Annotated in this window: 4 protein-coding genes and 1 tRNA gene; 3 read left to right on the top strand and 2 right to left on the bottom strand. The window is 73.7% G+C overall.

Features of this window, described 5'->3' with window-relative positions:
• Positions 1-307: 307 nt before the first annotated feature.
• The 3 genes from HET64_RS35825 (at position 308) to HET64_RS35815 (ending at position 4,863) form a co-directional block, all read left to right on the top strand.
• On the top strand, positions 308-1,999 hold the full coding sequence (locus tag HET64_RS35825) for a hypothetical protein (RefSeq protein ID WP_215111417.1): 1,692 nt from the start codon (positions 308-310) through the stop codon (positions 1,997-1,999).
• 389 nt (positions 2,000-2,388) lie between these two features.
• Positions 2,389-3,843: a N,N-dimethylformamidase beta subunit family domain-containing protein gene (locus HET64_RS35820; RefSeq protein WP_215111416.1), complete on the top strand. Its 1,455-nt coding sequence runs from the start codon at positions 2,389-2,391 to the stop codon at positions 3,841-3,843.
• A 105-nt stretch (positions 3,844-3,948) separates the two neighbouring features.
• Entirely contained in the window at positions 3,949-4,863 is a 915-nt protein-coding gene (locus tag HET64_RS35815) for a phosphoribosylaminoimidazolesuccinocarboxamide synthase (RefSeq protein WP_215111415.1), read from the top strand.
• Positions 4,864-4,936: 73 nt separating this feature from the next.
• On the opposite strand, the gene HET64_RS35810 is transcribed toward HET64_RS35815, so the two are convergent.
• A tRNA-Gly gene (locus HET64_RS35810) sits at positions 4,937-5,009 on the bottom strand.
• A 23-nt stretch (positions 5,010-5,032) separates the two neighbouring features.
• Positions 5,033-5,653, bottom strand: a complete 621-nt coding sequence (locus tag HET64_RS35805; RefSeq protein WP_003968028.1) for a response regulator transcription factor — start codon at positions 5,651-5,653, stop codon at positions 5,033-5,035.
• Between the last annotated feature and the right edge of the window lie 23 nt (positions 5,654-5,676).

Genomic DNA, 5,676 nt, shown 5'->3' with positions numbered 1-5,676 from the left:
AGATGGGTATAAGAGACAGCGCCACCGGCGTGCGCGGAAGGCGCGGGGGGCTGCCCCATGTCCGGGGCGCGGCGGCGATGGGCCGGCCGGGGCGCTTGCCCATGGACGCGAACACGTCAGCAGCTTTGCCCAAAGCCATTCCATCGGGTGACGACTGGGCCATCCGGATGACGGCTGCCGGAGCCCCAACTAGGGTGCGGCGCAAGCGTTCGGGCACTTGGCCCACCGGCATTGCGATGTCGGTGACGGGTGCCACAGTGGGGGAGTGAGCAACACCGTCGCGTGGCAGAGGGGGTGACGTCCGGCCGTGTCCGGTATCGATGTGGGTGAGGAGCTGGGGGCGCGGGCCGCACAGGCCCGAGCGCTCTCCCTGCTGCGGATCCGCAGCAGGGCACTGGCCGTGGCGATCCTGCCCGCGGCCGTCGCCGTCGTGCTGTTCGCGGCCGGCGCGCAGGGGCATCTGGCCGGTCCGGCCTGGGACACCGTGCGCTGGACGGTCCTCGGCGTCGCGGTCGTGGTGCTGCTGGTGACCGTCCTGGTCGCCGTCTCGGTGGCCCGCGCGCGGCCCGCCATGAGTCCGACCGTGCCCGTGCCGGAGGAAGGGGCCCCCGACCTCTACCGCCTGGTCCGGGACCTGGCCGACCGGCTCGACGTGCCCGCGCCCTCGGCCATAGCGCTGACCCCGGACTGCGACAGCTGGCTGGAGGACCGGACGCACCGCGCGCTCCGGAGGAGTGAGGGGGCCGCGGCGGAGGCCGGGGACGCCGCACCCGTCCTGGTCATCGGCTCGCCGTTCCTGTGGTGGATGCGGGTCGCCGAGCTCCGCGCCGTCCTCGCCCCGGTGGTGGCGGGCACCGGCCCGTCCGCGCACCCCGACATAGCCGCCGCCCGCCGCTTCGTACGCGGCCTGGACGCCTCGATCGCCGATGCCGCCGCCCCCGGCCGGGGCGCGGTGCGCGGGGCGCCGCTCGCCTTCGCCGGCTGGGTCTCCCGGCTGCTGCTGCGGGCCTGCCGGGGCCATGCCGCCGAGATGGAGCGCTGTGTGGCGGCCGCCTCTTCCATGCGGGCCCAGACGGTCGACCACGGGCTACGGATCTCCGCCCAGGAACAGGTAGGCCTCGCCTATGCCGGCTGGGACCGGCTGCTGACCCGGGTGGCGTTGCCCGCCTGGCGGATGGGCCGCTGGCCTTCCCGGCTGGACGCCGGAGTCGTCTCCGCGCTCACCGAGCTGTCCCGCCGGGACCGGCTGGCCGACGGCTTCGCCCTGCGCCTCGGCGAGCGGCCCGCCTGCGATCTGCTGGAGGAGCCCGGGGTGGCCGACGAGGCGGCGTCCCTGCTCGCCGCCCGGCTCTTCCACGGCGGCCCCGCCGAGAGCGGTCCGGGCTGGGCGCCGGTGGACTGGCAGCAGTATCCCGACGAGGTCGTCGACCGCAAATGGCGTACGGAAGCGGCCCGGCTGCACCGGGTCCTGGACACCCTGGGTGTTCCCCGGGCCTCCGCCGCCGACCCGGCCGTCCCCACGCTGGCCCGGGTCATGGAGCATCTGTCCGGTTCCGGCGGACCCGGCGGTCCGGGCGAGGAGCTCGCGGCGGGCATCGGCGCGGCGGTCGCCCGTGACGAGGCCGAGGCCCCGGGGCCCGGGGGTCCGGAGCACGGCGGCCCCGGTCACGGCGGTCCGGGGTCCGGCGCGGCCGACGACCCCCTCGACCTCTGGGGGCCGGGACCGCTGCCCCTCTTCCCGCTCCAGCCGCCGCGTACGGGCACCGAGCTGCTCGCCGACCACGTCGCGGCCATGGTCTGCTGCGCGGCCGTGGACACGGCGGGCGCGGCCCCCGGCCTCGACTGGCTGGACGGCCCCGCCCTGCTCGTCGGCGGCGAGCGCCGGGCGGACCTCGCGGCCCCGGTCCTCAGCCTGGTCGAGGACGGCGATCCGGATCCGCTGCTGTCCTGGCTCGCCGAGGTGGGAGTGCGCTCCGACAAGCCGGTCCGGCTGGTCTGACCCCAGGACCGACCGGCCCCAGGACCGACCGGCCCCAGGACCGACCGGCCCCAGGACCGACCGGCTCGCCTCCCAAGGCCGACCGGCCCGACGACAAAGGTCTCCGGCCGGTCCGCCAACATGGTCCGGCCGGTACGCGTGCGAGCTCCGGCCGGTCCGCCAAAAGGGTCCGACCGGCCCGAGTGCGAGCTCCGGCCGGTACGACGAACAGGTTTCCCAGGTCTCACCGACAGGGCCCGGCCGGCCCCCGGTCCCGTCAATTAGCGACGAAGGGTGACGAACTGCGTGCGTTATGTGATGTGCTGGGGATCGGCGCTGACATTCGGCGCACCAGAGTTGTCCGGGGGATCCTCCAGAGCTGTCGGGGGGATCCGAGGGAGGGGCGCGGCATGGGGGCGGAGCAGATTCGCCGGTGGGAGTCGGGCGCCCTCGCGCACGCGGTGAGCGATCCCTTTGGGCAGGGCCCGCTGCCCTGGCTGCGCGGCAGTGAGAACTACTTCGACGACACCGGCCAGGTGGTCCCCTGGTACGCCGACCTCGCCCGTTCCACCGGCGGCGGCACCCGTACCGCGGACGACGTGCACCGCCAGATCAAGGGCTTCGTCTCGCCCGGCGCGGCGGCCCCCGGCGAGGCCATCGACTTCCACATCACCGTGGACCCGCCCCAGCAGTTCTCCGTCGACGTCTACCGGATCGGCCACTACGGCGGCGACGGCGCGTCCAAGATCACCACGAGCCCGCGGCTCTCCGGCATCGTCCAGCCCCCGCCGCTCGCCGCCGACCGGACCGTCTCCTGCCACCACTGGTGGATGTCCTGGCGGCTCCAGATCCCGAGCTACTGGTCGGTCGGCGCGTACGTGGCCGTCCTGACCACCGCCGACGGCTACCGCTCGCACATCCCCTTCACCGTGCGCCACGACCACCCCGCCGACCTGCTGCTCCTGCTGCCCGACATCACCTGGCAGGCGTACAACCTCTATCCGGAGGACGGCCGCACCGGCGCCAGCCTCTACCACGCGTGGGACGAGCGGGGGCGGCTGCTCGGCGAGGAGGACGCCGCCGTCACGATCTCCTTCGACCGCCCGTACGCCGGGGCCGGCCTGCCGCTGCACGTGGGACACGCGTACGACTTCATCCGCTGGGCCGAGCGGTACGGCTACGACCTCGCCTACGCCGACGCCCGCGACCTGCACGCGGGCCGCGTCGACCCCAGCCGCTACCGGGGCCTGGTCTTCCCCGGCCACGACGAGTACTGGACGCTGCCGATGCGCCGGGCCGCCGAGCGTGCCCGGGACTCCGGCACCTCGCTCGTCTTCCTCTCCGCCAACACCATGTACTGGCAGGTGGGCCTCGCCCCCTCCGCCTCCGGCGAGGCGGACCGGCTGCTGACCTGCCGCAAGCGCCGGGGGCCCGGCAAGTCCGCCCTGTGGCGCGAGGTGGACCGGCCCGAGCAGCAGCTCCTCGGCATCCAGTACGCGGGCCGGGTGCCCGATCCCCGCCCGCTCGTCGTGCGCAACGCCGAGCACTGGCTGTGGGACTCCACGGGCGCGGTCGAGGGCGACGAGATTCCGGGCCTGGTCGCCGGGGAGGCCGACCGCTACTTCCCGCGCACCAGCCTGCCCGAGCACGACAACCGGATCCTGCTCGCCCACTCCCCGTACGAGGACTCCGAGGGCGCCACCCGGCACCAGGAGACCTCGCTCTACCAGGCGCCCTCGGGCGCGCTCGTCTTCGCCTCCGGCACCTTCGCCTGGTCCCCGGCCCTGGACCGACCCGGGCACACGGACCCCCGGATCCAGCGGGCCACGGCCAACCTCCTCGACCGGATCTGCAAGCGGGACTGACCCGGGTTCCGCAACCCGCGACCGGTCACCGGGCCCCGGGCGCGGACCCGGCGGCGGATACGGGACAATCGGAACCGCTCCTGGATCAATCTACGCGGAGGCACCGTGTCCGGTTTTGTAGAAAAGCCCGAGCCCGTGCAGGTTCCGGGCCTCACCCACCTGCACACCGGCAAGGTGCGTGACCTGTACCGGAACGAGGCGGGCGACCTCGTCATGGTCGCCAGCGACCGTATCTCCGCGTACGACTGGGTCCTGCCCACCGAGATCCCCGACAAGGGCCGCGTCCTCACCCGGCTCTCGCTCTGGTGGTTCGACCAGCTCGCCGACCTGGTGCCCAACCACGTCATCTCCACCGAGCTGCCCCCGGGCGCCCCGGCCGACTGGGCGGGCCGCACCCTCATCTGCACGTCGCTGCGCATGGTCGAGGTCGAGTGCGTGGCCCGCGGCTATCTGACCGGCTCCGGGCTCGTCGAGTACGACGCCACCCGTACGGTCTGCGGCATCGGTCTCCCCGAGGGCCTGGTCAACGGGTCCGAGCTGCCCGGCCCGATCTTCACCCCGGCCACCAAGGCGGCCGTCGGCGACCACGACGAGAACGTCAGCTACGAGGACGTCGCCCGCGCGGTCGGTGCGGAGACCGCCGCCGAGCTGCGGCGCACGACGCTCGACGTCTACCGCCGGGCCCGGGACATCGCGCACGGGCGCGGGATCATCCTGGCCGACACCAAGTTCGAGTTCGGCTTCGAGACCACCGAGGACGGGACCGAGCGGCTGATCATCGCCGACGAGGTGCTGACCCCGGACTCCTCGCGCTTCTGGCCCGCCGCCACCTGGGAGCCCGGCCGGGCGCAGCCCAGCTACGACAAGCAGTTCGTGCGCGACTGGCTGACCTCGCCGGCCTCCGGCTGGGACCGTGCGAGCGAGCAGCCGCCCCCGGCGCTGCCGCAGGAGATCGTGGCGGCGACCCGCGCCAAGTACATCGAGGCGTACGAGGTGCTGACCGGCACCAACTGGACGTAGCAGCGAGCCGATACGCGGCAAGCGGATACGCAGGAAGCCCCGGTCCCAAAGGACCGGGGCTTCCTCCATCTTGAGCGGACGACCAGGTTCGAACTGGCGACCTCAACCTTGGCAAGGTTGCGCTCTACCAACTGAGCTACGTCCGCAGTGCGCCGAAGCGCGATGCCTACTATACCCAACCCCGCTCGCGTGCGAGACGCACTGCCGTGTGCCGGTTCTCCGCACCGATCTTGGTGGCGGCCGAGGAGAGGTAGTTGCGGACCGTCCCCTGCGAGAGCGAGGCCCGCTCCGCGATCTCCGCGACCGGAGCCCCGTCCGCCGCCAGTTCGAGCACCTCGGCCTCCCGGGCGGTCAGCGGGGAGTCCCCGGCGGAGATGGCGTCGGCCGCCAACTCGGGATCCACGTAGCGGTTTCCGGCGTGGACGGTACGGATGATCTCCGCCAGCCGCCGGGCGCTGACCGTCTTCGGCACGAAGCCCCGTACGCCGGCGGCCAGGGCCCGCTTGAGGTGCCCGGGGCGGCCGTGACTGGTCACGATCATGGTGCGGCAGTGGGGCAGCTCGGTCCGCAGCGATGTGGCGACCTTCACACCGTCCGCGCCCGGCATCTGGAGGTCCAGGACGGCGACGTCGGGCCGGTGCGCCAGGGCCATGGCCAGGGCCTCGGGTCCGCTCGCCGCCTCCGCGACCACGACGAGGTCCTCCTCCAGGGCGAGCAGTGCGGCCAGCGCGCCCCGGATCAGGTGCTCGTCGTCGGCCAGCAGGACCCGCAGGGGCTGCGCGGTGGTCATCGTTCCTCCGGGAGGGCGGAAGG

Origin of the sequence: Streptomyces sp. McG3 (assembly GCF_018619185.1) — a bacterium.
Classification (GTDB): domain Bacteria; phylum Actinomycetota; class Actinomycetes; order Streptomycetales; family Streptomycetaceae; genus Streptomyces.
The sequence above is the reverse complement of the archived record's forward strand: the minus strand, read 5'-3'. Positions and strand labels throughout refer to the sequence as shown.

Excerpts from the sequence above, each read along its gene's own strand:
- HET64_RS35820 (WP_215111416.1), top strand. The coding sequence starts at position 2,389 with ATGGGGGCGGAGCAGATTCGCCGGTGGGAGTCGGGCGCCCTCGCGCAC.
- HET64_RS35805 (WP_003968028.1), bottom strand. The coding sequence starts at position 5,653 with ATGACCACCGCGCAGCCCCTGCGGGTCCTGCTGGCCGACGACGAGCAC.